General features: G+C 49.5%; 23 protein-coding genes, 2 tRNA genes and 1 pseudogene. 8 read left to right on the top strand and 18 right to left on the bottom strand.

From position 1 onward, the window contains the following. Positions 1-17: 17 nt before the first annotated feature. Positions 18-1,391 carry a multidrug efflux MATE transporter MdtK gene (gene mdtK / locus FEK43_RS18390; RefSeq protein WP_131161196.1) on the top strand — a complete coding sequence of 458 codons (1,374 nt, stop codon included), beginning with the start codon at positions 18-20 and terminating at the stop codon, positions 1,389-1,391. 38 nt (positions 1,392-1,429) lie between these two features. Here the strand turns inward: mdtK and FEK43_RS18385 are convergent, their stop codons facing one another. Continuing rightward, the gene (locus FEK43_RS18385) at positions 1,430-2,686 is read right to left on the bottom strand and encodes an AIDA repeat-containing protein (RefSeq protein ID WP_131161195.1); all 1,257 of its coding nucleotides are present in this window, start codon (positions 2,684-2,686) and stop codon (positions 1,430-1,432) included. A 308-nt stretch (positions 2,687-2,994) separates the two neighbouring features. Here FEK43_RS18385 and FEK43_RS18380 point away from each other — a divergent pair. The 4 genes from FEK43_RS18380 to FEK43_RS18365 all read left to right on the top strand — a co-directional run bounded on the left by FEK43_RS18380 (position 2,995) and on the right by FEK43_RS18365 (position 5,301). Continuing rightward, positions 2,995-3,071, top strand: a tRNA-Val gene (locus FEK43_RS18380). A 4-nt stretch (positions 3,072-3,075) separates the two neighbouring features. Continuing rightward, positions 3,076-3,152 (top strand) — tRNA-Val (locus tag FEK43_RS18375). Positions 3,153-3,265: 113 nt separating this feature from the next. Further along, positions 3,266-3,571, top strand: coding sequence for a monooxygenase (locus tag FEK43_RS18370; protein ID WP_130208210.1), 306 nt, complete (start codon positions 3,266-3,268; stop codon positions 3,569-3,571). Positions 3,572-3,696: 125 nt separating this feature from the next. Beyond that, positions 3,697-5,301: an FAD-NAD(P)-binding protein gene (locus FEK43_RS18365; protein ID WP_138158685.1), complete on the top strand. Its 1,605-nt coding sequence runs from the start codon at positions 3,697-3,699 to the stop codon at positions 5,299-5,301. 10 nt (positions 5,302-5,311) lie between these two features. On the opposite strand, the gene ydhT is transcribed toward FEK43_RS18365, so the two are convergent. The 7 genes from ydhT to fumD all read right to left on the bottom strand — a co-directional run bounded on the left by ydhT (position 5,312) and on the right by fumD (position 11,723). Beyond that, positions 5,312-6,124, bottom strand: a complete 813-nt coding sequence (gene ydhT / locus FEK43_RS18360) for a protein YdhT (protein ID WP_135406792.1) — start codon at positions 6,122-6,124, stop codon at positions 5,312-5,314. Positions 6,125-6,127: 3 nt separating this feature from the next. After that, complete coding sequence (gene phsC, locus FEK43_RS18355; protein ID WP_131161192.1) at positions 6,128-6,913, bottom strand: thiosulfate reductase cytochrome B subunit; 786 nt, start codon at positions 6,911-6,913, stop codon at positions 6,128-6,130. After that, positions 6,910-7,578, bottom strand: a complete 669-nt coding sequence (locus FEK43_RS18350) for a 4Fe-4S dicluster domain-containing protein (protein WP_130208218.1) — start codon at positions 7,576-7,578, stop codon at positions 6,910-6,912. The genes phsC and FEK43_RS18350 overlap by 4 nt, the downstream gene beginning before the upstream one ends. A gap of 63 nt (positions 7,579-7,641) precedes the next feature. Further along, positions 7,642-8,292, bottom strand: a complete 651-nt coding sequence (locus FEK43_RS18345) for a YdhW family putative oxidoreductase system protein (RefSeq protein WP_130259827.1) — start codon at positions 8,290-8,292, stop codon at positions 7,642-7,644. Between the two features lie 12 nt (positions 8,293-8,304). Beyond that, complete coding sequence (locus tag FEK43_RS18340) at positions 8,305-10,407, bottom strand: aldehyde ferredoxin oxidoreductase (protein WP_135406795.1); 2,103 nt, start codon at positions 10,405-10,407, stop codon at positions 8,305-8,307. A gap of 20 nt (positions 10,408-10,427) precedes the next feature. Beyond that, on the bottom strand, positions 10,428-11,054 hold the full coding sequence (locus FEK43_RS18335) for a ferredoxin-like protein (protein ID WP_130208224.1): 627 nt from the start codon (positions 11,052-11,054) through the stop codon (positions 10,428-10,430). 459 nt (positions 11,055-11,513) lie between these two features. Beyond that, complete coding sequence (gene fumD, locus FEK43_RS18330) at positions 11,514-11,723, bottom strand: fumarate hydratase FumD (protein WP_000528337.1); 210 nt, start codon at positions 11,721-11,723, stop codon at positions 11,514-11,516. A gap of 350 nt (positions 11,724-12,073) precedes the next feature. On the opposite strand from fumD, the pseudogene FEK43_RS23360 reads away from it, so the two are divergent. From FEK43_RS23360 to lpp, 3 genes and pseudogenes are all read left to right on the top strand, one after another. Next, a pseudogene (locus tag FEK43_RS23360) lies at positions 12,074-12,267 on the top strand (hypothetical protein). Between the two features lie 7 nt (positions 12,268-12,274). Further along, positions 12,275-13,687 carry a pyruvate kinase PykF gene (pykF, locus tag FEK43_RS18325; protein WP_135406800.1) on the top strand — a complete coding sequence of 471 codons (1,413 nt, stop codon included), beginning with the start codon at positions 12,275-12,277 and terminating at the stop codon, positions 13,685-13,687. Between the two features lie 310 nt (positions 13,688-13,997). Beyond that, positions 13,998-14,234 (top strand): murein lipoprotein Lpp, encoded by a 237-nt coding sequence (lpp, locus tag FEK43_RS18320; protein ID WP_000648420.1) that lies wholly within the window; start codon positions 13,998-14,000, stop codon positions 14,232-14,234. Positions 14,235-14,297: 63 nt separating this feature from the next. Here the strand turns inward: lpp and ldtE are convergent, their stop codons facing one another. The 10 genes from ldtE to FEK43_RS18270 form a co-directional block, all read right to left on the bottom strand. Further along, positions 14,298-15,302 carry a L,D-transpeptidase LdtE gene (gene ldtE, locus FEK43_RS18315; protein WP_135406803.1) on the bottom strand — a complete coding sequence of 335 codons (1,005 nt, stop codon included), beginning with the start codon at positions 15,300-15,302 and terminating at the stop codon, positions 14,298-14,300. A gap of 148 nt (positions 15,303-15,450) precedes the next feature. After that, positions 15,451-15,867, bottom strand: a complete 417-nt coding sequence (gene sufE / locus FEK43_RS18310) for a cysteine desulfuration protein SufE (protein ID WP_130208228.1) — start codon at positions 15,865-15,867, stop codon at positions 15,451-15,453. Between the two features lie 12 nt (positions 15,868-15,879). Further along, complete coding sequence (sufS, locus tag FEK43_RS18305; protein WP_130208230.1) at positions 15,880-17,100, bottom strand: cysteine desulfurase SufS; 1,221 nt, start codon at positions 17,098-17,100, stop codon at positions 15,880-15,882. Continuing rightward, positions 17,097-18,368: a Fe-S cluster assembly protein SufD gene (gene sufD / locus FEK43_RS18300; protein ID WP_135406806.1), complete on the bottom strand. Its 1,272-nt coding sequence runs from the start codon at positions 18,366-18,368 to the stop codon at positions 17,097-17,099. Before sufD ends, sufS begins: the two co-directional genes overlap by 4 nt. Continuing rightward, complete coding sequence (sufC, locus tag FEK43_RS18295; protein WP_000948872.1) at positions 18,343-19,089, bottom strand: Fe-S cluster assembly ATPase SufC; 747 nt, start codon at positions 19,087-19,089, stop codon at positions 18,343-18,345. Before sufC ends, sufD begins: the two co-directional genes overlap by 26 nt. A gap of 9 nt (positions 19,090-19,098) precedes the next feature. Beyond that, positions 19,099-20,586, bottom strand: a complete 1,488-nt coding sequence (gene sufB / locus FEK43_RS18290) for a Fe-S cluster assembly protein SufB (protein ID WP_135406809.1) — start codon at positions 20,584-20,586, stop codon at positions 19,099-19,101. 8 nt (positions 20,587-20,594) lie between these two features. Continuing rightward, positions 20,595-20,963, bottom strand: coding sequence for a Fe-S cluster assembly scaffold SufA (gene sufA, locus FEK43_RS18285; protein WP_130208234.1), 369 nt, complete (start codon positions 20,961-20,963; stop codon positions 20,595-20,597). Positions 20,964-21,516: 553 nt separating this feature from the next. Continuing rightward, positions 21,517-21,705: a YdiH family protein gene (locus FEK43_RS18280; RefSeq protein WP_088376204.1), complete on the bottom strand. Its 189-nt coding sequence runs from the start codon at positions 21,703-21,705 to the stop codon at positions 21,517-21,519. A gap of 98 nt (positions 21,706-21,803) precedes the next feature. Then, positions 21,804-22,214 (bottom strand): 1,4-dihydroxy-2-naphthoyl-CoA hydrolase, encoded by a 411-nt coding sequence (gene menI, locus FEK43_RS18275; protein WP_135406812.1) that lies wholly within the window; start codon positions 22,212-22,214, stop codon positions 21,804-21,806. Further along, the gene (locus FEK43_RS18270) at positions 22,211-25,267 is read right to left on the bottom strand and encodes an FAD-binding and (Fe-S)-binding domain-containing protein (protein WP_135406815.1); all 3,057 of its coding nucleotides are present in this window, start codon (positions 25,265-25,267) and stop codon (positions 22,211-22,213) included. Before FEK43_RS18270 ends, menI begins: the two co-directional genes overlap by 4 nt. Positions 25,268-25,623: the final 356 nt, after the last annotated feature.

Below are 25,623 nucleotides of genomic sequence, written 5' to 3'. Positions count from 1 at the left end.
ATATAAAAGGTGTTCACGTGCAGAAATACATTAGTGAAGCGCGTCTGTTATTAGCATTAGCAATCCCGGTGATTCTCGCGCAAATCGCCCAAACAGCGATGGGTTTTGTCGATACCGTCATGGCGGGCGGCTATAGCGCCACCGACATGGCGGCAGTCGCCATTGGTACTTCTATCTGGCTCCCGGCGATTCTTTTCGGTCACGGACTGCTGCTGGCAATGACGCCAGTCATCGCGCAATTGAATGGTTCCGGTCGCCGTGAACGTATTGCGCATCAGGTGCGACAAGGTTTCTGGCTGGCCGGTTTCGTCTCCGTGCTTATTATGCTGGTGCTGTGGAATGCGGGGTATATCATCCGCTCCATGCAAAATATCGATCCGGCCCTCGCCGATAAAGCAGTGGGTTATCTGCGTGCACTATTGTGGGGGGCTCCGGGCTATCTGTTCTTCCAGGTCGCTCGTAACCAGTGTGAAGGTTTGGCAAAAACCAAGCCGGGCATGGTAATGGGCTTTATTGGCCTGCTGGTGAACATTCCTGTTAACTATATCTTCATTTACGGTCACTTCGGTATGCCTGAACTCGGTGGCGTCGGCTGTGGTGTGGCGACTGCGGCGGTGTACTGGGTAATGTTCCTTGCTATGGTTTCCTATATTAAGCATGCCCGTTCTATGCGCGATATCCGCAACGAAAAAGGCACCGCTAAACCAGATCCGGCGGTAATGAAAAGACTTGTGCAACTGGGTTTACCTATCGCGCTGGCCCTGTTCTTTGAAGTAACACTGTTTGCGGTGGTTGCGCTGTTGGTATCTCCGCTCGGTATTGTCGATGTGGCAGGCCACCAGATTGCCCTGAACTTTAGTTCGCTGATGTTCGTTCTTCCGATGTCGCTGGCAGCGGCTGTGACTATCCGTGTGGGTTATCGTCTGGGTCAGGGTTCCACGCAGGATGCGCAAACTGCTGCACGAACCGGGCTTATGGTTGGCGTCTGTATGGCAACGATGACGGCAATTTTTACAATCTCGCTGCGGGAGCAGATCGCTCTTCTGTATAACGATAATCCAGAAGTTGTGACACTGGCTGCACACCTGATGTTGCTGGCGGCGGTGTATCAGATTTCTGACTCGATACAGGTAATCGGTAGCGGGATTTTGCGTGGTTATAAAGATACGCGATCTATTTTTTACATTACCTTTATCGCGTATTGGGTGTTGGGCTTACCAAGTGGCTATATTCTGGCATTGACCAATCTGGTAGTTGAGCCGATGGGGCCGGCAGGTTTCTGGATAGGCTTTATTATCGGTCTGACTTCTGCTGCCATTATGATGATGCTACGTATGCGTTTCTTGCAACGTCTACCATCGGCTATCATTTTGCAACGTGCATCTCGATAAAAAAATGAGGCGCAATCCGCAAAGATTGCGCCTTAATTTTAGGCTGGCTGGAGCGTTGCGCCAATGCCATCTTCGTCCGGCTGCAATTTAAGTGCGCTGCAAATAGGCTGCCGACTGGCATCCGTTATCTCAACGTGAATATCACCGCTGACTTCCCCTTTCACACTGATGAATTCTGGAGAAATTTCTTTCGCACTGGTTTGCAGGCAAATCGTTCCTTCTCCTCGCAGACGTTTCACCTTCAACTGCACAGACGTTGCGGTTGACGTTATCAGCCACACTTTTCCACCATCGAGATTCAGGTTGCCAACATAGAAAGTGACATTGTCACCTTTAACCGTGCTGCCATCGAGGATCAACATGCCTTCCTGCTGGACCGTAATCGTTGATTGTTTCAGATCAGCGCCATAGCCAACAATCATAGAAGCGCCGTCCTGTAATGCAACGCTCCCCGTAAGTTCAACCGGAGCACAGTCTTCTTCTACTACGAATTTTTCATCCGCACTGGTGGGAGACATCACAATCACTGTCCCACTTTGTACCACTGCATTTTCCAGCGTACCGGCATGCACTTCAGCCCGCCCACCGGTTTTAACTGTCAGGTTTTTAGTCTTACCAGAACTGTAGAGTTGCAGACCGTCTGTCCCCAGGCGATAAACGGCGCCATTCTCAACGATGGTATGAATGTCTTCGCCGCCGAGATTATTCATGGTGCCACCCGCAATCAGCGTATCACTGGCTTTACCTGCCAGCATAAAAACGCCACCGTGGTTTATCTCACCATTGATGGCTTCTCCACCAGGGTAAACCAACAGTTCACCACCTTCATCGACAACAACTGCTGATGCTGTTCCGTTGACCAACAAACCACCATCCTGATCCAGAATGATTTTTTCCGCGCGATGGCCCTCCAGTACCCGCAGATTACCGCCATTCTCCAGCAATAAACCGCAGGCATAGCCCTGATCAACGCTAAATTCACCCTCGGGATGGCGGCCATTAACAGTCGCGAGCGTTGAGAGGCTAATCGCTCCACCATCTGACTGAACAATGTCAGTGGCTATTGCGCCGTCACCGACTGATAACGTGCCATTGTTGCTGTACTGTGTACATTTGGCGATTCCACCAGTTTCAACTTTCAGCCAGCCAGCGTCTGTGACCACGGTATTTTCTGCTCTTCCGCCTGCCTCAACAATCAACTCGCCATCAGTAAGTTGAGTCGCGCCGATAACGTCTCCAGCATGAACAATTTGCACTTTCCCGTCGCTAATCAAGTTTTTTGCATCAGATCCCATGACTTATTCCTATGCTGCATCTGTGTGCCTTTATCGCTACCTAAGTGTAAAGGCTACGAAGGATTTATCCACGATAGAATTGATATGGTGGCAAAGTCTCTGTTTTACATTGTGAGTCGAGGGATAATCGGCTGTATCAAATCTAAATATGGTCTCTGGCCAAAAATCGCCCTTGCAAATCAACAAAATATCGCCAATTTGCTTAAAAGCTCTGCAAACGATAGAAATAGCGCAGAAAATTACGATTTGCCTCTTGCCACCTTCACGCTCTGCCGCTAATATTCGTCCCCGTTGTCACCTACAACGTTGCGTTCATAGCTCAGTTGGTTAGAGCACCACCTTGACATGGTGGGGGTCGTTGGTTCGAGTCCAATTGAACGCACCATCCTGCGTCCGTAGCTCAGTTGGTTAGAGCACCACCTTGACATGGTGGGGGTCGGTGGTTCGAGTCCACTCGGACGCACCAGATTTTCTTAATCTGGTCTTCTCTTCCCTTTTGTTTCTCCTGCTTCTTCTCTGTATCCAATACGTTAAAAGATTTACACTATCCTCGTATGCGTTATCAGAAGGAGAATAGCTATGGCAACTTTATTACAACTTCATTTTGCTTTTAATGGCCCCTTTGGCGACGAAATGGCTGAGCAACTTAAACCGCTTGCCGAGTCGATTAATCAGGAACCCGGTTTTCTGTGGAAGGTGTGGACAGAAAGTGAAAAGAACCATGAAGCCGGTGGGATCTACCTTTTTACCGATGAAAAAAGCGCCCTGGCTTATCTGGACAAACATACTGCCCGCCTGAAAAATCTTGGTGTCGCAGAAGTTATTGCCAAAGTTTTCGATGTCAATGAGTCACTGAGTCAAATCAATCAGGCCAAACTGGCCTGACAGAAATTAATGAAGGGCGATACGCGCCCTTTTCGTCCCCGTCTGAAATTTCTCCTTTTCTAAATATTTCCACCACACTTATCTGGTAACACCAAATTCAAAAAAATGCATACAGGTAAGTAACAATGAAAAAAATTGCCATTGTGGGTGCCGGACCAACAGGGATCTACACTTTCCTCTCGCTTTTGCAGCAACAAACGCCACTCTCCATTTCTCTCTTCGAGCAAGCCGACGAGGCGGGTGTCGGTATGCCGTACAATGATGAAGAAAACTCTAAAATGATGCTGGCAAATATTGCCAGCATTGAAATACCGCCGATTTATTGTACTTATCTGGAATGGTTGCAAGAGCAAGAGGCCAGCCATCTGCAACGTTATGGCGTTAAAAAGGAAAGCTTGCACGATCGCCAGTTTTTGCCGAGGATTTTGTTAGGAGAATATTTCCGTGATCGCTTTTTACGGTTGGTAGAACAAGCTCGGCAGCAGCAATTTGAAATCAACGTTTATGAATCTTGCCAGGTGACTGATCTGCAAGTCACAGACTCTGGCGTGCTTATCTTCACAGATCGGGATTTGCCAGTTGAGACGTTTGATTTAGCCGTAATAGCCACCGGTCACGTCTGGCCTGACGAAGAACTGGCAAGCCGAACATATTTCCCCAGCCCGTGGTCAGGGTTAATGGAAGCGAAAATTGAAGCCTGTCGCGTGGGCATTATGGGAACATCCTTGAGCGGACTGGATGCCGCAATGGCGGTTGCTATCCAGCATGGTTCCTTTATTGAAAAAGATAATCAACGCATTCTGTTTCAGCGCGATAGCGACAGTGAAAAACTCAGTATTACATTGATGTCACGCACAGGCATTTTGCCAGAAGCCGATTTCTATTGCCCTATTCCCTACGAACCTCTACGCATTGTCACTGAACATTCCCTGAACGCGGAAATTGAAAAAGGTACACAGGGTCTTCTGGACCGGGTATTTAAACTTATATTGAAAGAGATTACTGCGGCTGATCCTGACTGGAGCCAACATATTGCGATAGAGGACCTGAATGTCGATACCTTCGCGCAGGCCTGGTTTGCTGACCGTAAACAGCATGACCCATTTGCCTGGGCAGAAAAAAACTTAGCAGAAGTCGAGCGAAATAAACGTGAAAAACATACCGTTCCCTGGCGTTATGTCATTCTTCGCCTGCATGAAGCCGTACAGGAAATTGTTCCGCATCTGAATGAGCACGACCATAAACGGTTCAGTAAAGGCCTTGCCAGAGTATTTATCGACAATTATGCAGCTATCCCTTCTGAATCTATAAAGCGCTTACTGGCTTTGCGCGAGGCGGGAATTATCCATATTCTCGCTCTCGGTGAGGAATACGATATGGAAATCGACAAAACGCACACAATGCTGAAAACAGCGGACAACAGCTACTCGTTTGACGTTTTTATTGATGCTCGTGGGCAACGCTCGCTCAAAGTGAAAGACATTCCTTTCCCTGGACTACGTGCACAGCTACAGAAAACAGGCGATGAAATCCCTGATATCGGTGAAGATTATACGCTACAGCAACCGGAAGAAGTTCGTGGTCGCGTGGCGTTCGGCGCGTTGCCCTGGCTAATGCACGATCGGCCTTTCGTTCAGGGGCTTACGGCTTGTGCTGAAATTGGCGAGGCTATGGCGCAGGCCGTCGTGAAGCCAGCATCCCGCGCACGCCGACGTCTGTCGGTTGATTAAGGTAAAAGAGTCAGCATTCCACAAATTGATGCTGCTCATTCAGACGATAGCGAACTCCGGCGCGAATATTATTTTCACCTTCAACGGCTACGGCAAAGCGCACTCTTTCGCCGTCATGATAAGCCAGCGCGGCGCTGCCTCCTGGCCCGAGAATAATTGAATCCACCACGCCCGTACTCACTACCGTTGAATTTTCACCACTGGCGATGATATGAACGTTATCGCCGCTGTTTGCAATCCTGGCGTTTGTGCCAAAGCTGGCGATTTGCACCAGATCGCCATTACTGGCGACATGACACCGTTCACCCAATGTACAAACGCGTACTCGCATTCCGGTATTCGCAATACGACTGCTGTCTCCGGCGCTGCTTATCCGCGAGGAATTACCGGTTACAGCAACACGAGCACGTTCACCTGAGCTACCGATATGGCTGTTAAAGCCGACACTGCCAATCCGCACGCTATAACCCATGCTGGCAATTTGCGCAGCATACCCCACGGTAGCGATTCTGGCGTTATCCTCACAACAGCCGACGCGTGCGTGATCGTCGGCCCGGGCGAACTGACTGCAAAAGGGTATCTCTACGGGGCCTTTGGCCAGTTTTTGCATTGAGGAAACTTCCTGACGGGCGAAATTTTCGTCTGCCAGCCATTTTTTCCAGGCGTACTCAACCAGACTTTCCGCCCAGTCAGTAAATCCTTCGCCAATCAGGGCGTGGTGAATATCGGCATAAATTCCACCTTGCGGAAAACGGCGCAGAAACCAGCGGTACATAACCGCGCCTACACGCCACTCTCGCAGATCAGCTCGTGTAATGATCATTCGTTAATGCCGGTGATAGCCATCGACCATACATTTAAAAGTTTCGTGCGGAGTACGCCCCGTGGTGCAAAGATAGAGATGGCCGAAGATAAAAAAGAGGCTTATAACTGCCAGAGCAAAATGCGCCTGCAATAACCAGTATCTTACGCCAGGGAACACGTCCCCCACGGTTTGCGGGTAAAGGCATAGCAGCCCCGTCAACAATAACAGCGGCAGCAATCCATACATCACACCAACATAAGCTGCCTGCTGCAATGGATTGAATTTAGACTGTGTTGTTGCAGGAAATGGATGATCTTCCCCTTGCATAATTCCAAGCAGATAAAACCGCGTTTGTTTAGCCGCTCGCCCCAGCCAGCCCTGACGACGGATAATGTAGTGATGACCATTACCCCCAACGGCATTAATGAGAACAAAGCCAAGCCAGCATGCCAGTAGCAGGAATCCACAAACCTCATGTACGGCAACCAGACTTTTGACTGCAGCAACGCCCACCAGCGCAAAGTGATTGATTAGCCCACTAGCCAGCAACAAAACAAAGAGTAACGCATTCGACCAGTGCCATAATCTCACCGCCTTGCTGTAGAGATAAACCTTCTCGCCATGACCAGTGGTGGATTTCTTTATACCACGAGCGCGAAGCAAAGCGTGAAGCCCCAACACTAACCACATCCCGACCAGCAACAGCCCGGCAATGACCAACCACACAGGCCAAAATTCGGGAGAAAACTGCGGTACATAGTTCGCCAACTGGTTATGAAATTGTTCAGCATTTTGCGACGGGTTCATACATTTTCCTTTTTAATCAAATGTTGACCGAACCGGCGATACAGATGCGGTTTCCCGGCACCAGGCAGCTGATATTGATAGTATTTATTTTCCTGTAACCATGCCTGAATTTCTGGGCTATCTTCGCGACCAAAGATCAACGCATGTTCCGGACAGGCGCTAACGCAGATGGGCGGAAAACCTTTTGCCAGCCGTGACTCAGCACAGAAATCACATTTATCCGCCACTTTGGTCAGTGGATTAAGGTAACGAACCTGATACGGGCATGCGCCGATGCAGTAGCTACAGCCAATGCATTGTGATTTTTCTACCCGCACTATCCCCTGTTCATCACGCCACGATGCCCCTGTGGGGCAAACGTCGATGCAAGGAGCATCTTCACAGTGCTGGCATGACTGGCGAAAAAAGTGATACAGCGTTTCGTTATTGTTATCGGTGACCGGGATATGCGCGATAGACAAACGACTTCCCTGTGCCGGTACATGGTTAGTTTTACGGCATGCTCTGGCGCAAATATTACAGCCATTGCACCGTGATTCATCGTGAATCATGGCATATCGAACTTCCTTTCCTTGTCTGGTGTTCGCTAACAAAGAAGGTGCTGAACCGGTAAAAAAGATTACCGTTCCCATCCCCAGAACAAATTTGCGTCGAGTGAAGGACATCTTATTATCCTCTAATGCTGTGGCTGCGACTGTCCACCCTATCCATGATATCTCCCTGAAACTTCAGGGATTCTGAAACTGCTCAACCTCGAACCATTCACATAAGCCATAAGCTTTGCCATAGCTCATAAAACGCTCGCTAAACAGGTACAACACAGCCGTCGATGACGTCACCTGACGTATATCGGCATACTCAGGAGCGATATCCATCGCGGCGAGCGCGGCTTCAATCTGCGCTTCCTGGTAGTAATATGGCGCTTGCGTCAGCATGGCGACCTTATAAGGCCGGGGATACGTCTGGCATTCGAAGCGAACGGCATGTGCAATGGCCCGACAGATGTCCTGCTCAACAACCTGCAAAGACATAGCGGCATAGTTTTCGCTCATGGTTTGCGTTGAGTAGTAATAATCATCTTTACTGCCCGTCATACAGGCGATATCTGCGAAGTCTGAACTCTGCCGTATGCTTTCCAGCAATGCAGAAAGATCCTCTTCAGCAACCGTATATGGCGGCGACAGGAACACGGCGCGTGCAACCAGTTGACCCGCCGTCGAATGCTGGCGGATAAACTCCGCCAGAATTTCAGCCGGTTCAGGCCCTGTAACCGCATCGTTCGCAGTGTCATCGGGCTGACGCATACTGTGCAGCCATTGACGCTTAGTCACGTCAATATCAGGCGCTTCCAGTTGTGTCATTTCCTCCTGCTGGCTCATTACGCCGGTTCCTTATGCTGGTAGCAGGTTATGTGTCGCCAGATCGGCGGCAATATCTTCCAGCCCGAGTCGATGAAGCGTTTCTCGCGTTGGACAACCAAGCAGTGGGTCCCAGCCCATTTCCTTGTAGAACAGCGTGAGTGACTGGTGCATATCATCGCGGTCCATTTTGTCAGTACCTTCACTGAAGACCGGAATCTGCGGATCTTTATCAAATACCCAGGAGCAGATCAGGTCATGCTCATTACGCATATCTTTGGTTTGCATCAGTTTTACCGTGTAGGCACGGTGTAACGTAAAGATACGCTCAGCAGCTAAATCTAATTTTTCCTGCGTCATATCTTCGCCAGTGATTGCTTTAAAGAATTTGGCTTCTAGCGCAAGGTCGCCACGATAATTGCGGCTTTTCAGTGGCGAAACGGTCATTGGCCAGACCCAGTTGCACAGGGTGACGGCGTTATGCAAACAAACCCGCAACAGCGACCATTTGGCATATTTAATTTTTGCGTCATTGATCGGCGTGTAGTTTTTGGTTTCATCGTAAGCATCTTCAGAGCCAAAAAGCTCTTTTGCCACTTCACGCTGCAGTTTCAACGGCAAACCGGAGCCGATAAAGTTGATGTGCGTATGCGTCATACAGTCACGGTTGAACATGCAGTTAACAATAGAACCGACCTGCGCCGATGCTTCATTGGCATGGTGAACCGGATAACCAAACGGCGACCAGAGTTTATTTTTTGCGTAGCCCCAGTACTCTTCCCCCAAATTCCAGCGTTCAGCAATGGCATACGAGCCATCAGCCAGGTGACTCAACTCACCCACGCGGTGCGCCAGACGATAGTAAAAATCTTTAATGAAATTAACGTCGCCAGCTTCCAGTTGATCCCAACGAATTTCCGCATACTCTTCAGCAGGCAGAACGCGCTTAAACACGCCTTTGCTGTAACAATAGGTAAAGTCGCGATGCAACTGCCCGTAGTTACACCACAGCCCGTAGTCATCGAACAGATTCAGACCGACCAGATTACCAATCACCCTGCCATCATCTTTATCTTCAAAATCTTTCGGCCCGTTCGGGAAGATGGTGGTGTGGACAAAGTTAGCGACACAGGTGTTGCCACCTGTACTGGGTACGCCAAACTCTTTAACCCGAGGAATGTTCATCTGGGTCATACAACGAATTGGACATGAGTGGCAGCCACTCATTTTGACGGTGTATTTCTCTGCTGCCGGACCTAAATCAAAGACAGATTTATAGGTGCGGAAACCGACCGTGTTTTGATTGCCAGGCGGGATTTCTCCTGTTTCAATCGGGCCGCCTTCCGCTGCGCCCCAAAACAGCCCTTTACGAGCTGTCCAGCGCGACTTGGGGTCAGAGTACTCTGCCCACGATTGCGGCGTACTTGGCACGACATGATTGTTATTAGCGCCAATAAGTTCGGTCATCATATAGTCATTGAGCCGTTTCATCTCCTGGCGATCGGCAATGTTGACTCCTTTTGTCCCTTCAACCGCAATCGCTTTCAGGTTTTTGGAGCCCATTATTGCGCCAGTTCCCGCGCCGCCACTGTGGTTACGACTATTCAGCATGCCAGAGAGAGGCACAAGATTTTCACCCGCCTGACCAATAGCCGCTACACAGGTTTCAGGGCTGGTTAAACGGCAAATTTCTTCCGTGGTTGCACGCGTCCCTTTTCCCCACAAGAAATCGGCTTTCTCCAGGCTAACTTTGTCATCTTTTATATTTAGCCAGACCGGTGATTTCGCTTTACCCTCGATAATAATGACGTCGTATCCGGCGAATTTCATTTGTGCAGCAAAAAAACCGCCCATATGGGCGTCGACGACTAAATTTCCTTTGGTAAATGTGGAAAGTGATGTGATATTTACGCGAGAACTACAGGGTGCACCAGACCCTGTCAACGGCCCCGTAGCAAAAACTAATTTATTTGCTTCATCGAAAGGTTTGGTGCCTGGAGGTACTTCGTCATACATAATTTTGTAACCAAAGCCCATACCACCGACAAAATCTTTAAACTTACTGGAATCTTCGAGGGTAATATTTCCTGTCGTAAGATTGACTCTTAATATATTACCAGTCCAACCGTTAGCCATGATTTTTTCCTTTGCAAGATTCACACAGTAATATCTTTCCACTCGATAATTTTTAACGCCCCTGTCGGGCAGGCGTTTGCGCATTCACCGCACAACACACATTTCGAGGATTTTTTAGTTTCAGTATTTACGGTGGCCATCATCCACGGACACGCAGTGGTACAGGCGCTACAACCAATGCAACGTTTATGATCGACGGTTATACATCCCTCTTCCTGCTGCCAGGTAATCGCGCCAATCGGGCAGACCTTCAGGCATTGAGGATCTTTACACTGGCGGCAGGTGTCGGCGGTATAATTCAGATCGCCGTATAAGCCGCCACCGGAACCTACGCCCTTGTCGCCAAAGAAATAATTACGATGGATTTTGATGCGGGAAAAAAAAGTACCAACGGCGCCATCGTTATAGTTGGTACAGGAGATTTCACAGCGGTGGCAGCCGGTGCAACGCGCACGCTGGGTAACTAACACTCCTTTGGGCGTGTTTATCAGCCCCACCGTGCCGCTATCGACATCTTCCTGTTTACAGCCCAAAAGTGACAATAACGCAGGGGCTATTGTTAAACCAGCAAGACCTTTTCCTGATATACGCAAGAACTCTAATCGCGTTAAGCCAATATCTAATAGTGGACGTTCAACCGGGTTCATTTATTTCGCATCCTCTTCGCAAACACAGTGCTGACAATTCAGCAGCCTTCTATTAAGCATTCAACTAATACGCTGCTGACTATGCCTCCAACACCAGATATTTTTGTCCTAACCCGATAGCGTATGAGACATGATTTAACGCAAGCAAACTAATCCTTTATGGTTAGGAGAAAAAATAATGTGATTATTCCTAGCCCTTAACATTGATCGTTATCAATTAAAAATGGAAAGCAGAAGATTAAAAGTGGAGTGATATTTGTTATCATTTGAAATGAATTTCATTTACTCTACAATAATTTGTGATATACATTCCAGAATATAGAAATAGTTAATTCGCTATAAAATTAAATACATATCGCAATTAATATAGTTGGCTTACATCAATTTATAAAAATAAACTTACATGTGACAATATAATAAAACAGAGGGGATAAGGCGTTACGCGCTATCCCCGAACAATTATTTCACCAGTGCATTAATGACTGTTTCCATCGCCTGCTTTTCTAATTCGCTGCGTTGGATACGTTTATTTGCTAATGCTGTACGCAGCACACCAGCGATGACGATGTGTTTTGGCTCCTGGCCCAGGTCACGCATCTCCAACACCACTTTCCCTACCACTCTGCACATTTCGCGGTACAGCTCATCATCTTTTGTCCGGTTGCCCATTATTAACACCCATTTATCATGCCAGTTATCAGCATATATCAATCTCATTACTTAAACAAAAAACAAACAAAATCAAACAAATAACTCGATAAATTATTATATTTGCATCTGTTGTGTAACGCGGGTATGCACTCTGTTTTTACTCCAGTCATCCTTCACATTCCAGCCATCGCCTTCCCGTTGCGCAAGCAGCGATGATTTTGCGTAATCTGCTATCGAGGACGTTAAATCTTTGATAACAGTTTATTGTGTATATGCATGAATGTTTTTGAAACGGTGTTTTTGTTTTCCTTTTTGATTAAATTCAGCGTATAATCCGCGCCAATTGACTCTTGAATGGTTTCAGCACTTTGGACTGTAGAACTCAACGACTCAAAAACAGCACTCACGTTGGGCTGAGACACAAGCACACATTCCTCTGCACGCTTTTTCGATGTCACCTATCCTTAGAGCGAGGCACCATCACTTTCGTAATACCGGATTCGCTTTCCGGCAGTGCGCCCAGAAAGCAAGTTTCTCCTATCCTTCTCAACTTAAAGACTAAGACTGTCATGAAAAAGACCAAAATTGTTTGCACCATCGGCCCAAAAACCGAATCTGAAGAGATGTTAGCTAAAATGCTGGACGCGGGCATGAACGTCATGCGTCTGAACTTCTCTCATGGTGACTATGCAGAACACGGTCAGCGCATTCAGAACCTGCGCAACGTGATGAGCAAAACTGGTAAAACTGCCGCTATCCTGCTCGATACCAAAGGTCCGGAAATCCGCACCATGAAACTGGAAGGCGGTAACGACGTTTCTCTGAAAGCAGGCCAGACCTTTACTTTCACCACTGACAAATCTGTTATCGGCAACAGCGAAATGGTTGCGGTAACTTATGAAGGTTTCACTACCGACCTGGCCGTCGGCAACACCGTACTGGTTGACGATGGTCTGATCGGTATGGAAGTTACCGCTATCGAAGGTAACAAAGTTATCTGTAAAGTACTGAACAACGGTGACCTGGGCGAGAACAAAGGTGTGAACCTGCCAGGCGTTTCCATCGCCCTGCCGGCACTGGCAGAAAAAGACAAACAGGACCTGATCTTCGGTTGCGAACAAGGTGTAGACTTTGTTGCTGCTTCCTTTATCCGTAAACGTTCTGACGTTGTCGAAATCCGTGAGCACCTAAAAGCGCACGGCGGCGAAAACATCCAAATCATCTCCAAAATCGAAAACCAGGAAGGCCTCAATAACTTCGACGAAATCCTCGAGGCATCTGATGGCATCATGGTTGCACGTGGCGACCTGGGTGTAGAAATTCCGGTTGAAGAAGTTATCTTCGCCCAGAAGATGATGATCGAAAAATGTATCCGTGCACGTAAAGTCGTTATCACTGCGACCCAGATGCTGGATTCTATGATCAAAAACCCACGTCCGACTCGCGCAGAAGCTGGTGACGTAGCCAACGCCATCCTCGACGGCACCGACGCAGTAATGCTGTCTGGTGAATCCGCAAAAGGTAAATATCCGCTGGAAGCTGTTTCTATCATGGCGACCATCTGTGAACGTACCGACCGCGTGATGAACAGCCGTCTCGAGTTCAACAACGACAACCGTAAACTGCGTATCACCGAAGCGGTTTGCCGTGGCGCAGTTGAAACTGCTGAAAAACTGGATGCTCCGCTGATCGTCGTAGCGACCCAGGGCGGTAAATCTGCTCGTGCAGTACGTAAATACTTCCCGGATGCAACCATTCTGGCGCTGACCACCAACGAAAAAACAGCTCATCAGCTGGTACTGAGCAAAGGCGTTGTACCGCAGCTGGTTAAAGAAATTACCTCTACTGATGATTTCTATCGTCTGGGTAAAGAACTGGCGCTGCAGAGCGGTCTGGCGCACAAAGGCGACGTCGTAGTCATGGTTTCTGGCGCGCTGGTACCGAGCGGTACGACTAACACCGCATCTGTTCACGTCCTGTAATATTGCTTTTGTGAATTAATTTGTATATCGAAGCGCCCTGATGGGCGCTTTTTTTATTTAATCGATAACCAGAAGCAATAAAAAATCAAATCGGATTTCACTATATAATCTCACTTTATCTAAGATGAATCCGATGGAACCATCCTGTTTTCTCTCATTTTTTTTATCTAAAACCAAGCGTTCGATGTTTCTTTGAGCGAACGATCAAAAATAAGTGCCTTCCCATCAAAAAAATATTCTCAACATAAAAAACTTTGTGTAATACTTGTAACGCTACATGGAGATTAACTCAATCTAGAGGGTATTAATAATGAAAGCTACTAAACTGGTACTGGGCGCGGTAATCCTGGGTTCTACTCTGCTGGCAGGTTGCTCCAGCAACGCTAAAATCGATCAGCTGTCTTCTGACGTTCAGACTCTGAACGCTAAAGTTGACCAGCTGAGCAACGACGTGAACGCAATGCGTTCCGACGTTCAGGCTGCTAAAGATGACGCAGCTCGTGCTAACCAGCGTCTGGACAACATGGCTACTAAATACCGCAAGTAATAGTACCTGTGAAGTGAAAAATGGCGCACATTGTGCGCCATTTTTTTTGCCTGCTCATTACGCCTATTGCGTCGCGCGTAACATATTTCCTTGCTCTGGTTCACCATTCTGCGCTGACTCTACTGCAGACGCATTGCTGGCTACTGGAGTTGCTCCACGGCTTACCGCAACCGGATACCCTGCCCGACGATACAATGCTTTATCGACTAACTTCTGATCTACAGCCTTATTGTCTTTAAATTGCGTGAAGCCTGCAGGCAGTGCGTACGGCATTGTCTGAACGTTCTGCTGTTCTTCTGCCGATAGCGGTCGATGCACTTCAACATAACGCATCCCGTTCGGTTCTACGGAGTATTTTACCGGTTCGTTGATCACTCTTACCGGCGTTCCCGTTCTCACACTGGAGAACAGTGCTTTAATGTCCGGCGCGTTCATACGCATACAGCCTGAACTGACGCGCAAACCGACGCTGTCCGGCGCACTGGTGCCATGAATGAGGTATTCGCCGTTGCCGTGCGCCAGGCGCAGTGCATAGCGTCCCAGAGGGTTATTCGGCCCGGCTGGAACAACTGGCGGTAATTTGATGCCTCGCTCCAGTGAACGCTGACGAATACCTGCCGTGGGCGTCCAGGTAGGATTGGGGATTTTCTGCCCTACCCGTGTTTCCATCACTGGCGTTTCCAGCCCCTGCAAGCCAATACCTATCGGGTAGACCTGCACGATATTTTCTCCCGGCGGATAATAATAAAGACGCAGTTCCGCAAGGTTCACAATTATCCCCTGGCGCGGTGCATCAGGTAATAACAGTTGCGAAGGAATGGTTATTGTCGTGCCTGGTTTTGGCACCGGAGCAATTGTGTTATTGGCTTCAAGGATCAACATTGCCGCAGTATCAAAACGACGGGCAATAGCCTGAAGGTTTTTATCCCCCTCTTGCACCGTATAGGTTTGATTTTGCCCAACCAGTCGGCTTCCGGTTGGTGGGAGCGGGTAATCTACCGCCCAGGCTGCCTGAATGGCGCTGAAAGCGCCGATAAGAGTCAGTGTTAGTAAAGACGCGCGTTTCATTGTAAACCTCCTGTATTTGCCGGTGGCTCACGCTGAAACGACGGATGGCGCTTATGTTTACCTGAAACCGAAACACTCCTGTGCAGGCCAGTGTAAACATCGACCACCCGGCAAAGTGAGCCTACCGGATGAAAGCTGTTCCTTTAGTTTAGCTAAGTGCAGCGGCTTTGGCGCGAATTGCGCGAATCATCGCTTCCAGACCTTGTGAACGAGATGGGGTGAGATGTTGGGTGAGCGCCATTTTTTCAAACCACGGACGCACATCGAAATTGACAATATCCTGCGGCGTCATTTGATCGTAGAGAATAAAAACGACCGCAATAAGCCCTTTCACAATGGCCGCATCGCTGTCGCCCTGCAATTCAATAATTCCCTGCGCATTCTGACGCATCACAATCCACACCTGACTCTGACAGCCCTGAATGCTATTTTGCGGACTTCTTTCTTCATCGCCTAATTCCGGCAGACGCTGTCCCAGTTCAATAATGTAGAGATATTTCTCTTCCCAGTTGGTACAGCGTAAAAAGTTACGCAGCAATTTTTCTTTATCCGGCAATACAGCCATAGAGCCTCCCTTTTACCCCAGTAGACGATGAATACGTTGCAATCCAGTTACCAGACGATCCACTTCTTCATGGGTGTTGTACATTGCCAGCGACGCCCGACACATCGCGGGGACGTTGTAATAGGCCATTAATGGCATTGCGCAGTGATGTCCGGTACGCACAGCAATACCGTAGTTATCAAGAAAACTGCCGACGTCATAGGCGTGGTGTTTACCGAGATTAAAGGCAATAACGCCAAGTCTGTCCGGCGGACCATAGAGCGTAAGATCCGGCACCGCAGCCAACTGCGACAATGCGTAATGCATCAGATTTTGTTCATACTCGGCAATGTTGTTAAGCCCCAGCGCCGAAACATACTCCAGCGCCGCGCCAAGGCCAATAATACCTCCCGTATTGGGCGTACCGGCTTCAAACCGCCATGGCGCTTTAGTCCAGGTAGTGCCTTCACTCAGGCTGACGGTGGCGATCATTGAACCGCCGCCTTCCCACGGCGGCATCTCCTGCAACAAGGCTTCTTTGACATAAAGCACGCCAATGCCGGTGGGACCATACAGTTTATGCCCGGAGAAAACGTAGAAATCGCAATCCAGTGCCTGAACATCCACCGGATGATGCATCACTGCCTGAGCGCCATCCACCAGCACTTTTGCGCCATGCTGGTGCGCAAGCGTGATCATCTCCGCCAGCGGATTTTCTGTCCCAAGCACGTTGGAGACATGAGTAATTGCCAGCAAACGAGTTTTCTCATCAAACAGCGTAGGCAGCGTATCCAGTTGCAGCGTACCGTCGGGATTGAGAGGGATCACACGCAGCTCTGCGCCAACGCGCGCGCAAAGCATTTGCCAGGGAACAATATTGGCATGATGTTCCATTTGACTAATGATGATATTGTCGCCTGATCTCACGTTGCTGTTGCCCCAGCTATTGGCGACCAGATTGATTCCTTCCGTCGTGCCGCGGACGAACACCAGCTCTTCCGCCGAACGGGCGTTGATAAACAACGATGCCCGCTTGCGCACGTTCTCCATTTTCTCGGTCGCCTGGGCGCTTAACGTATGAATACCGCGATGCACCGCGGCGTAGCCGTGACGATAAAACTCGGCCTCAGCGTCAATCACCTGGCTCGGTTTCTGCGCACTGGCGGCGCTGTCGAGATAAGCCAGTGGCAGACCGTTCACTTCACGCGAAAGCACCGGAAAATCGGCCCGCACTTTGTCGACGGAAAAAGTCATCTTGCACCTCCCGGCAGTCGTTGACCGATTCGGGCCAGCACCTGCTGTTTAAGCCCTTCATCACGCAGTGCTTCCGTCAGTTCGGCGGCAAAGGCGTAAATGATCATCTGCTGGGCATCCTGTTGATTGATCCCGCGCGAACGCAGATAGAACATCTGTTCGTTATCAATACGCCCTACCGTCGCACCGTGGCTGCATTTCACATCATCAGCATAGATTTCCAGCTGTGGTTTGGTATCCACTTCCGCCAGTTTACCCATCAGCAGATTATTGTTGGTCATCTGGCCGTCAGTCTTGATGGCATGCTGCGCGACGTTGATCAAACCGTTAAACACCGCGCGACCTTTGTCGCTGACGATAGTTTTGTGCAACTGGCGGCTATTACAAAAACCTTTATTGTGTTCCAGCCAGGTACGGGTATCACACACCTCGTTTTTCACCGGCATCGCCAGGCTATTGATCCGTAGCGTACTGTTTTCGCCATTGAGTTGCGTACTGGTGTTGTGCCGTAACACAGCGCCACCCAGCAGGAAACTGTGGCTAAATGCGGTGGCATCGTCAGCCAGCAACAAATCGTTATGGGCAAAGTGGTGACTGACCGGGTTTTCAAACGCCAGCTTGATATGCTGCAAGTGGGCGTTCGCTGCAACGTTGATAGTGAACCGTGCGCCGGTAAAATGGCGAGCATCATTAAGGCTGACAAAATGTTCAATCACCGTTGCTTCGGCACCTTCAGCCAGATCCAGATGATGCCGGTAATGGGCAGTGTTCACCTCTTCACCTGTCACGCCCTGGGTAATATGCATTAACAGCAATGGCTTTGCAGGCCGTTGACCGCGCTTGACGGCAATATGCGTAACGCTTTGCGCCAGACTTTCCGTCAAATGTAAAAAGACTTCTGCCTGAATGGCATCGGGCAATCCCTGACGGTTGTCGTTAACGCTTACATCATACCCGCTGCCTTCAGTTGCATCGCTAAGCGCTGGCATGTAACGTCCATCGACAAACACCAGCCGCACGGCGTCTAACGTTAACGCTAAGGCATCGCGTTGTTGCGGGGATATCTCACCCGCAATGCTGACGAACTGGCTATTGGTCAGCCCTTCCAGCGGCGTATATTTCCAGTGCTCATGTTTACGTGTCGGCAGGCCGGTACGCAGCAATTGTTGTAAATGCTGCTGTGCTTCTGGAGAACGTTTCGCCCCTTCAGCTTCAAACAAGTGATGCCACTGTTGCAGCGCGTTACTGCTGTTCGGTAAGCCAGCCATAACCCTGCTCCTCCAGTTGTTTGACCAACGTGAAATCACCGGATTTCACAATTCGCCCCTGATACAGAACATGGACGTAATCAGGCTTGATGTAGTCAAGAATGCGTTGGTAGTGCGTAACAATGATGAATGAACGCTTGCCGTCACGCAGCGAGTTCACGCCATCGGCGACCACTTTTAATGCGTCAATATCCAGCCCGGAGTCCGACTCATCAAGAATGCATAACTCCGGTTCCAGCACCGCCATTTGCAAAATATCGTTGCGCTTTTTCTCACCACCAGAAAAACCAACGTTTACCGAACGGGTTAGTAAATCTTCCGGCATCTTCAGAAGAGCAATTTTTTCTTCCATCAAATCCTGAAAATCAAAGCGGTCGAGCGTTTCCTGGCCGCGATAGCTGCGCACCGCATTAAGTGCCGTTTGCAGGAAAAACTGGTTACTGACGCCGGGAATTTCCACCGGATACTGGAAGGCCATAAAAATGCCTTCGCCTGCACGATCTTCCGGCGACAGCGCAAGTAAATCTTTGCCTTTAAACTCAACCGTGCCGCCCGTCACTTCATAATCTTCGCGCCCGGCAAGCGTTGCCGATAAGGTACTTTTGCCAGAACCGTTTGGCCCCATAATGGCGTGAACTTCGCCAGGACGAACGTCGAGGCTTAATCCACGCAGGATAGCTTTATCTTCCACGCTGACGTGTAAATCTTTAATACTTAACATGTTTATTCCTTATCCGACGCTGTGTTCAAGGCTGATGGCGAGGAGTTTTTGTGCTTCAACGGCAAATTCCAGCGGCAGTTCTGAGAACACGTCTTTGCAGAAACCGTTAACAATCATCGAGATGGCGTCTTCTTCGCTGATCCCGCGTTGCAGGCAGTAAAACAGTTGATCTTCACCAATACGTGATGTCGTTGCCTCGTGCTCCAGTTGTGCGCTGTTATTGCGACATTCGACATACGGGAAGGTATGCGCCCCACAATTAGCGCCAATCAGCATTGAGTCGCACTGAGTGAAATTGCGCGCATTGGTTGCCGTCGGCATGATTTTCACTAAGCCGCGATAACTGTTCTGACTATGTCCGGCAGAGATCCCTTTCGAGATAATGGTTGATTTGGTGTTTTTACCGATGTGGATCATCTTCGTGCCGGTATCCGCTTGCTGACGACCGCTGGTCAGCGCCACTGAGTAAAACTCACCAATGGAGTTATCGCCGCGCAGAATGCAGCTGGGATATTTCCACGTAATGGCTGAACCGGTTTCTGATTGCGTCCATGACATTTTGCTGTTTTCGCCTTCGCACAAAGCACGCTTGGTGACGAAATTGAGAATACCGCCGGTGTTGTTATCGCCAGGGAACCAGTTTTGTACCGTGGAATATTTCACCTCGGCGTTCTTATGGATGATGACCTCCACCACCGCAGCGTGTAGCTGATAGCTGTCACGCACCGGAGCGGAACAGCCTTCAATGTAGCTGACGTAGCTGTCTTCGTCGGCCACCAGAATGGTGCGCTCAAACTGCCCGGTTTTTTCCGCGTTAATGCGGAAATAGGTGGAGAGTTCCATCGGGCAGCGCACGCCTTTAGGCACATAAATAAACGTACCGTCAGAGGCCACTGCCGCATTAAGCGCGGCAAAGAAGTTGTCATTCCCCGGCACCACGGTGCCGAGATATTTACGCACCAGTTCCGGGTGATCGTGAATCGCCTCGCCAAAGGAACAGAAGATAATTCCCTGCTCCGCCAGCTTTTCGCGATAAGTGGTGGCAACCGAAACAGAGTCGAAAATGGCATCCACCGCCACCTCTTTGCCTTCCCGCACGGGAACGCCCAACTGCTCAAACGCCGCCTCCACCTCTTTACTTAAAAAGGCGTTCGCGCCAGTTTGCTGCACCGCGCCGGGTTCAGACGCACAGGTATCGTCACAATTACCGCACGACGGTGCCGAATAATAGCTGTAATCCTGATAATTCAGCTTGTCGTAGTGCGCTTTCAGCCAGTGTGGTTCTTCCATCTCCAGCCATGCGCGATAGGCGTTAAGACGAAACTCCAGCATCCACTCCGGCTCATTACGCTTCGCCGAAATTGCGCGCACCACCTCTTCGTTTATCCCCTTTGCCAGCTCATCGGTGGCTAACTGGGTGAAGAATCCTTCTTTATAATTCAGCGGGCCGCCGGTCCATGTTTTGACATCGTCAGTTGCTTCAGTATTACGAGACATAGTACCGCCTATACCCCAAAGCTTTCGCCACAGCCACATTCATTCTGGGCTTTCGGGTTGTGAAATTTGAATATCTGATTGAGTCCTTCGCGAACGAAATCGACTTCCGTGCCATCAATAAACGGCATCGCTTGCAGCGGGACGAACAGCTTCGCGCCGTCGAGTTCAAACTGCAGATCATCTTTCTCTGGCTCGCTGACGCTGTCGAGCACATAGCCAAAGCCCGCGCAGCCTGTTTGTTTGACGCCTAAACGCACGCCAACCATGCCCGACTGCTTCGCGACTAACTCACGTATATGCGCCGCGGCTGCGGGTGTTAACGTTAAGCCTTGCCAGGCGAAATCCTGTGGATTAAACGTTCCTGAATGCATGTCCATCGATTTACCTCACTTCATCGCTTTCAGCGGATAACAGCATGTTAGTGATAATGATTATCAGTTCAACCCAGCAAACGCAGGGGCTTTAGCGTAAAACATGCTTTTTGCCTGTATTTAATAAGCATAGACCCTGATGAGAGGGTTAACAGGCATGCTAAGAATTAGGTATCTCATTGTTAGATAATGATTATTATCGAGTGGGTGTTAAGGCTGTGATGGAAAAGAAAAAGTTGTATCGAAAATGACTATTTAAGAGATAGGTAAAAAAGTGGCGAGTTCTGAAATAAGAAAACCCTTAAGTCTGTGCATTACAGGCTTAAGGGTTTCTACCCCATCCGGCGCTTATCTCCGGCACTCAAAGTGGCTTAGCTCTTGAAGGGGCGATAAGAATAATCTCATAAGACTGCATCGCCGTTTTAACACAAACTGCGATTTGTATTATTTTTGAGCATAATCAGGCAGGTAACAACAGGAGGACGGTCAGAAAATAATCGCCAGACCTGGACAGATGTTAATCCAGGTCGATGGGCGTTCAGACTATGTTCAGTAGAGATTAATGCACGCCCAGACGCCAGGCGAAGTAGATTTCTTCTTTCAGCTCCGTAGAAGAGAGGGTAAGCAGGTCAGCAAATTCAAGTTCGAGTTGTTTCAGACGCTTGAGATATTGAGCGGGTGAAAGATTGCTTTGGTCACGGCGTAAAAATTCGATGGCCAGCTGGGTGGGATTAAGTTGAGTAGACATAGCATCCTCGCTTTAGACAAGACCTGCACAGTATACCACCGTTTACTGTGCAGATAATAACCAAAAGCAATATGCATCACACTTTTCTGGTGACAACGTCACAAAATGGCGGTCGTCAATCGTGATGAACAACACAAACGCCCTTTCTCATCGAAGATTTCGATCTGCCAGACCTGATGCCGTGAACCGAGATGCAGCGGTTTACAAACGCCGCGTACCCGCCCTTCTCGTGCTGAGCGAACATGGTTAGCATTGACTTCCAGGCCAACCACTTTTTGCCCGCCTTCGGTACATAAATAACCGGCAACGGAGCCGATACTCTCGGCCAATACTACGGACGCCCCGCCATGTAGCAGCCCAAAAGGCTGCTTTGTCCGCGAGTCTACCGGCATTGTTGCTTCCAGCGTTTCATCACCAATATGTTCAAAACGAATATCCAGCAGCCCCACCATGTTTCCTTCACCCATGGCATTCAGTGCTTCAAGGGTGATTTTACGTTTCCATATCATTTAATAATCTCCAGTAATGCCTGCACGGGATGGCGTACCCCCGTCCCTTCAACCCGTTTAACCTGGCTGCGGCAAGAATACCCGGTCGCCAGACAGCGATTACGCGGCAGACGCTGCATTGCCTGATGCCAGGATAACTCATAGATCCCGAGCGAGTGTTTATGGTTTTTCGCCTCATGTCCGTAAGTTCCTGCCATGCCGCAGCAACCCACGCTGACATTTTCCAGTTTCGCGCCAAAACGGGCAAATATCGCGGCCCATTGTGCTGGCGCGCCCGGCAGAGCAGTGACCTCAGTACAGTGACCAAAGAAATACCATGATTCACCGCTGACTGCTGTCACTGGCTGTGACTGAAGCGCGCTTGCCAGCCATTCATTCGCCAGTAAGACGTTAAACTCGCCACGCGCCTCGCCCAGAACCAGTTTATATTCATCGCGATAACAGAGCACCAGAGCCGGATCGACACCCACCATTGGCATCCCCAGTTTCGCCATGCGGTTAAGGAAATCCGCCGTCTTTTTCGCCGTCTTCGCAAACCGATTAAGAAAGCCTTTGATATGCTGCGCTTTACCATTCGGTGAGAATGGCAACAGCACCGGCTGGAAACCTAATTTTTCGACCAGACGAACAAAATCCGCCACCACGTGCGCATCGTAATAACTGGTGAAAGGATCCTGCACTACCAGCACCGTGCGTGCTTTCTGCTCTGAACTGAGCGCTTCAAGCTGTTCCAGCGTCATGTTTGCCGAGCGATGCCCCACCATTTGTTGTTGCAGCGACGGCACTGAAAGCAGCGGCAAATCGACCATACCGATGTGTTTTTCCGAGAGTTTTCGCACCAGCGGCTGGTTAATGAAGAAGTTAAAAGTCTTTGGCGCACGCGCCATCAGCGGTGCGTAACTTTCGACCGTTGCCACCAGATGATCGCGCAATGGGCGTAGATAACGCGTGTGATAGAGTTGCAAGAAACGAGAGCGAAACTCCGGTACGTCAATTTTGATCGGACACTGAGTCGAACACGCTTTACAGGCCAGGCAGCCCGACATTGCCTCTTTGACTTCGTGCGAGAAGTCATATTCGCCTTTATTTGCATGCCAGCTATTGCGCATACGGGCAATTAACGTGCGCAAGCTGACGCCAGACTCTGGTAGCTCTTGCTCCAGTTTTAGAGGATCAACGCCGCGATCCGCCAGCAAACGTAACCATTCACGCACCAGCGTTGCACGCCCTTTCGGTGAATGAATCCGGTTCTGAGTAATCTTCATTGACGGACACATCGGGCTGCGGGCATCAAAGTTGAAGCACAAACCGTTGCCATTACATTCCATAGCGCCGCGCCACTGCTGGCGTACCGCGATTGGGATTTGTCGGTCATACGTGCCACGCTTTACCGCGTCCACTTTCATCATTGGCGCGTCAATACCTTCTGGCGGGCAGATTTTCCCAGGGTTTAGTCGGTTATGCGGATCAAACGCCGCTTTAACCTTGCGTAACTCTGCGAAAAGCTCTTCACCGAAAAACGCCGGACTGTATTCGGCACGAAAACCTTTACCGTGCTCGCCCCACAACAAGCCACCGTATTTTGCAGTCAGCGCCACCACGTCATCAGAGATTTGCTTCATCAACATCTCTTGTTGCGGATCGCACATATCCAGTGCCGGACGGACGTGCAAAACACCAGCGTCGACGTGGCCAAACATGCCATAACTTAAACCGTGGCTGTCGAGCAGTGCGCGAAATTCAGCAATATAATCTGCCAGATGTTCCGGCGGCACGCAGGTATCTTCGGCAAATGGAATCGGTTTGGCTGCACCTTTGGCATTGCCGAGCAGGCCGACGGCTTTTTTGCGCATTGCATAAATACGTTCAACACCTGCCAGCTCACTGCACACCTGCCAGCCGATCACCCCTGCCTGCTGGCTGGCAATCAGTTCATCTAGCCGCGCACAGAGTGAATTTACCCGCTCGTCAATCAGCGCCTCATCATCTCCGGCAAATTCAACAATGTTCAGCCCGAGCATCTCTTTGTCAGGCACATTGGTAATCAGTTCGCTGACGGAATGCCAGACAATATCTTCCCGCGCCAGATTCAGCACTTTTGAGTCTACCGTCTCTACCGAAAGCGCACGCGCCTCAACCATAAACGGCGCATTACGCAGCGCGGAGTCAAAAGAATCATATTTGACGTTCACCAGACGGCGTACTTTAGGCAAGCGCGTAATATCCAGCCGCGCTTCGGTAATAAAGGCCAGCGTCCCTTCTGATCCGGTCAGAATGCGCGTCAGGTCAAACTCGGTCATTTCATCGTTAAAGACATGGCGCAGATCGTAACCGGTAAGAAAACGGTTAAGTTTGGGGAATTTGTCGATGATTAACTGGCGTTGCTGGCGGCAACGTTGATAGACAGTATTGTAGATCCGCCCGATAGCGGTATTGGTTTTACCCAATGTTTCAGCAAGTTCGACGGGTAAAGGTTGGGTATCGAGAATATAGCCCCCCAACAACACCGCCCGCACGCCCAACACGTGATCTGACGTTTTGCCATAGACCAGCGATCCCTGGCCGGAAGCATCAGTATTAATCATCCCGCCGAGCGTTGCCCGGTTACTGGTCGAAAGTTCTGGCGCAAAAAAGTAGCCAAATGGTTTCAGGTACTGATTCAGTTGATCTTTAATCACCCCAGCTTCAACGCGCACCCAGCCCTCTTCAGGGTTAATTTCGATGATGCGGTTCATATGGCGGGACATATCAACAATAATCCCCTGGTTGAGCGCCTGACCGTTAGTGCCAGTACCGCCGCCGCGGGGGGTAAAGATCAGCGATGAATAGCGTTCCTGCGCGGCCAGACGGGCAATTAACGCCACATCTGCGGTTGAACGCGGAAATACCACCGCATCGGGGAGAAGTTGGTAAATACTGTTGTCGGTCGACATTGTCAGACGATCGGCATAACTTGTCGCCGTATCGCCAGTAAAACCCTGTTGCTCCAGCTCTTGCAAAAAATTAAGCACCAGTTGAACGACGCCGGGTGCCTGGGAAATCTGTGGAATCATTATATTGACCCTTTCCTGCGGTCTGTGATGTAGGTCGATACACTGTTCTTTCAGGCTGCTGCAATAGCGCACTGAAAGGTGATGTTTGTTTACTCTATGGATTTCGAGTTGCAGGAAGGCAGCAAGCGAGTGAACTCCAGGAGCTTACAAAAGTAAGTGACTGGGGTGAACGAACGTAGCCGCAGCACATGCAACTTGAAATACGACGAGTAAATCGTTTGCGTGTTGCCTGAGTTGTTGTACCACATTTTTTTCTAACACGCCCATTAGAATTAAGGGCAGAATCGGCCTGTTAAAAACCGCTGAAATTGCTCATCATTATGCAGGTGAGTTTCGCGTGTTCACGTCGCGTCGAC

The organism is Escherichia sp. E2562 (genome assembly GCF_005781075.1).
Lineage (GTDB): Bacteria > Pseudomonadota > Gammaproteobacteria > Enterobacterales > Enterobacteriaceae > Escherichia.
Note: the sequence above shows the minus strand (reverse complement) of the source record. Positions and strands in the feature narration are given on the sequence as shown.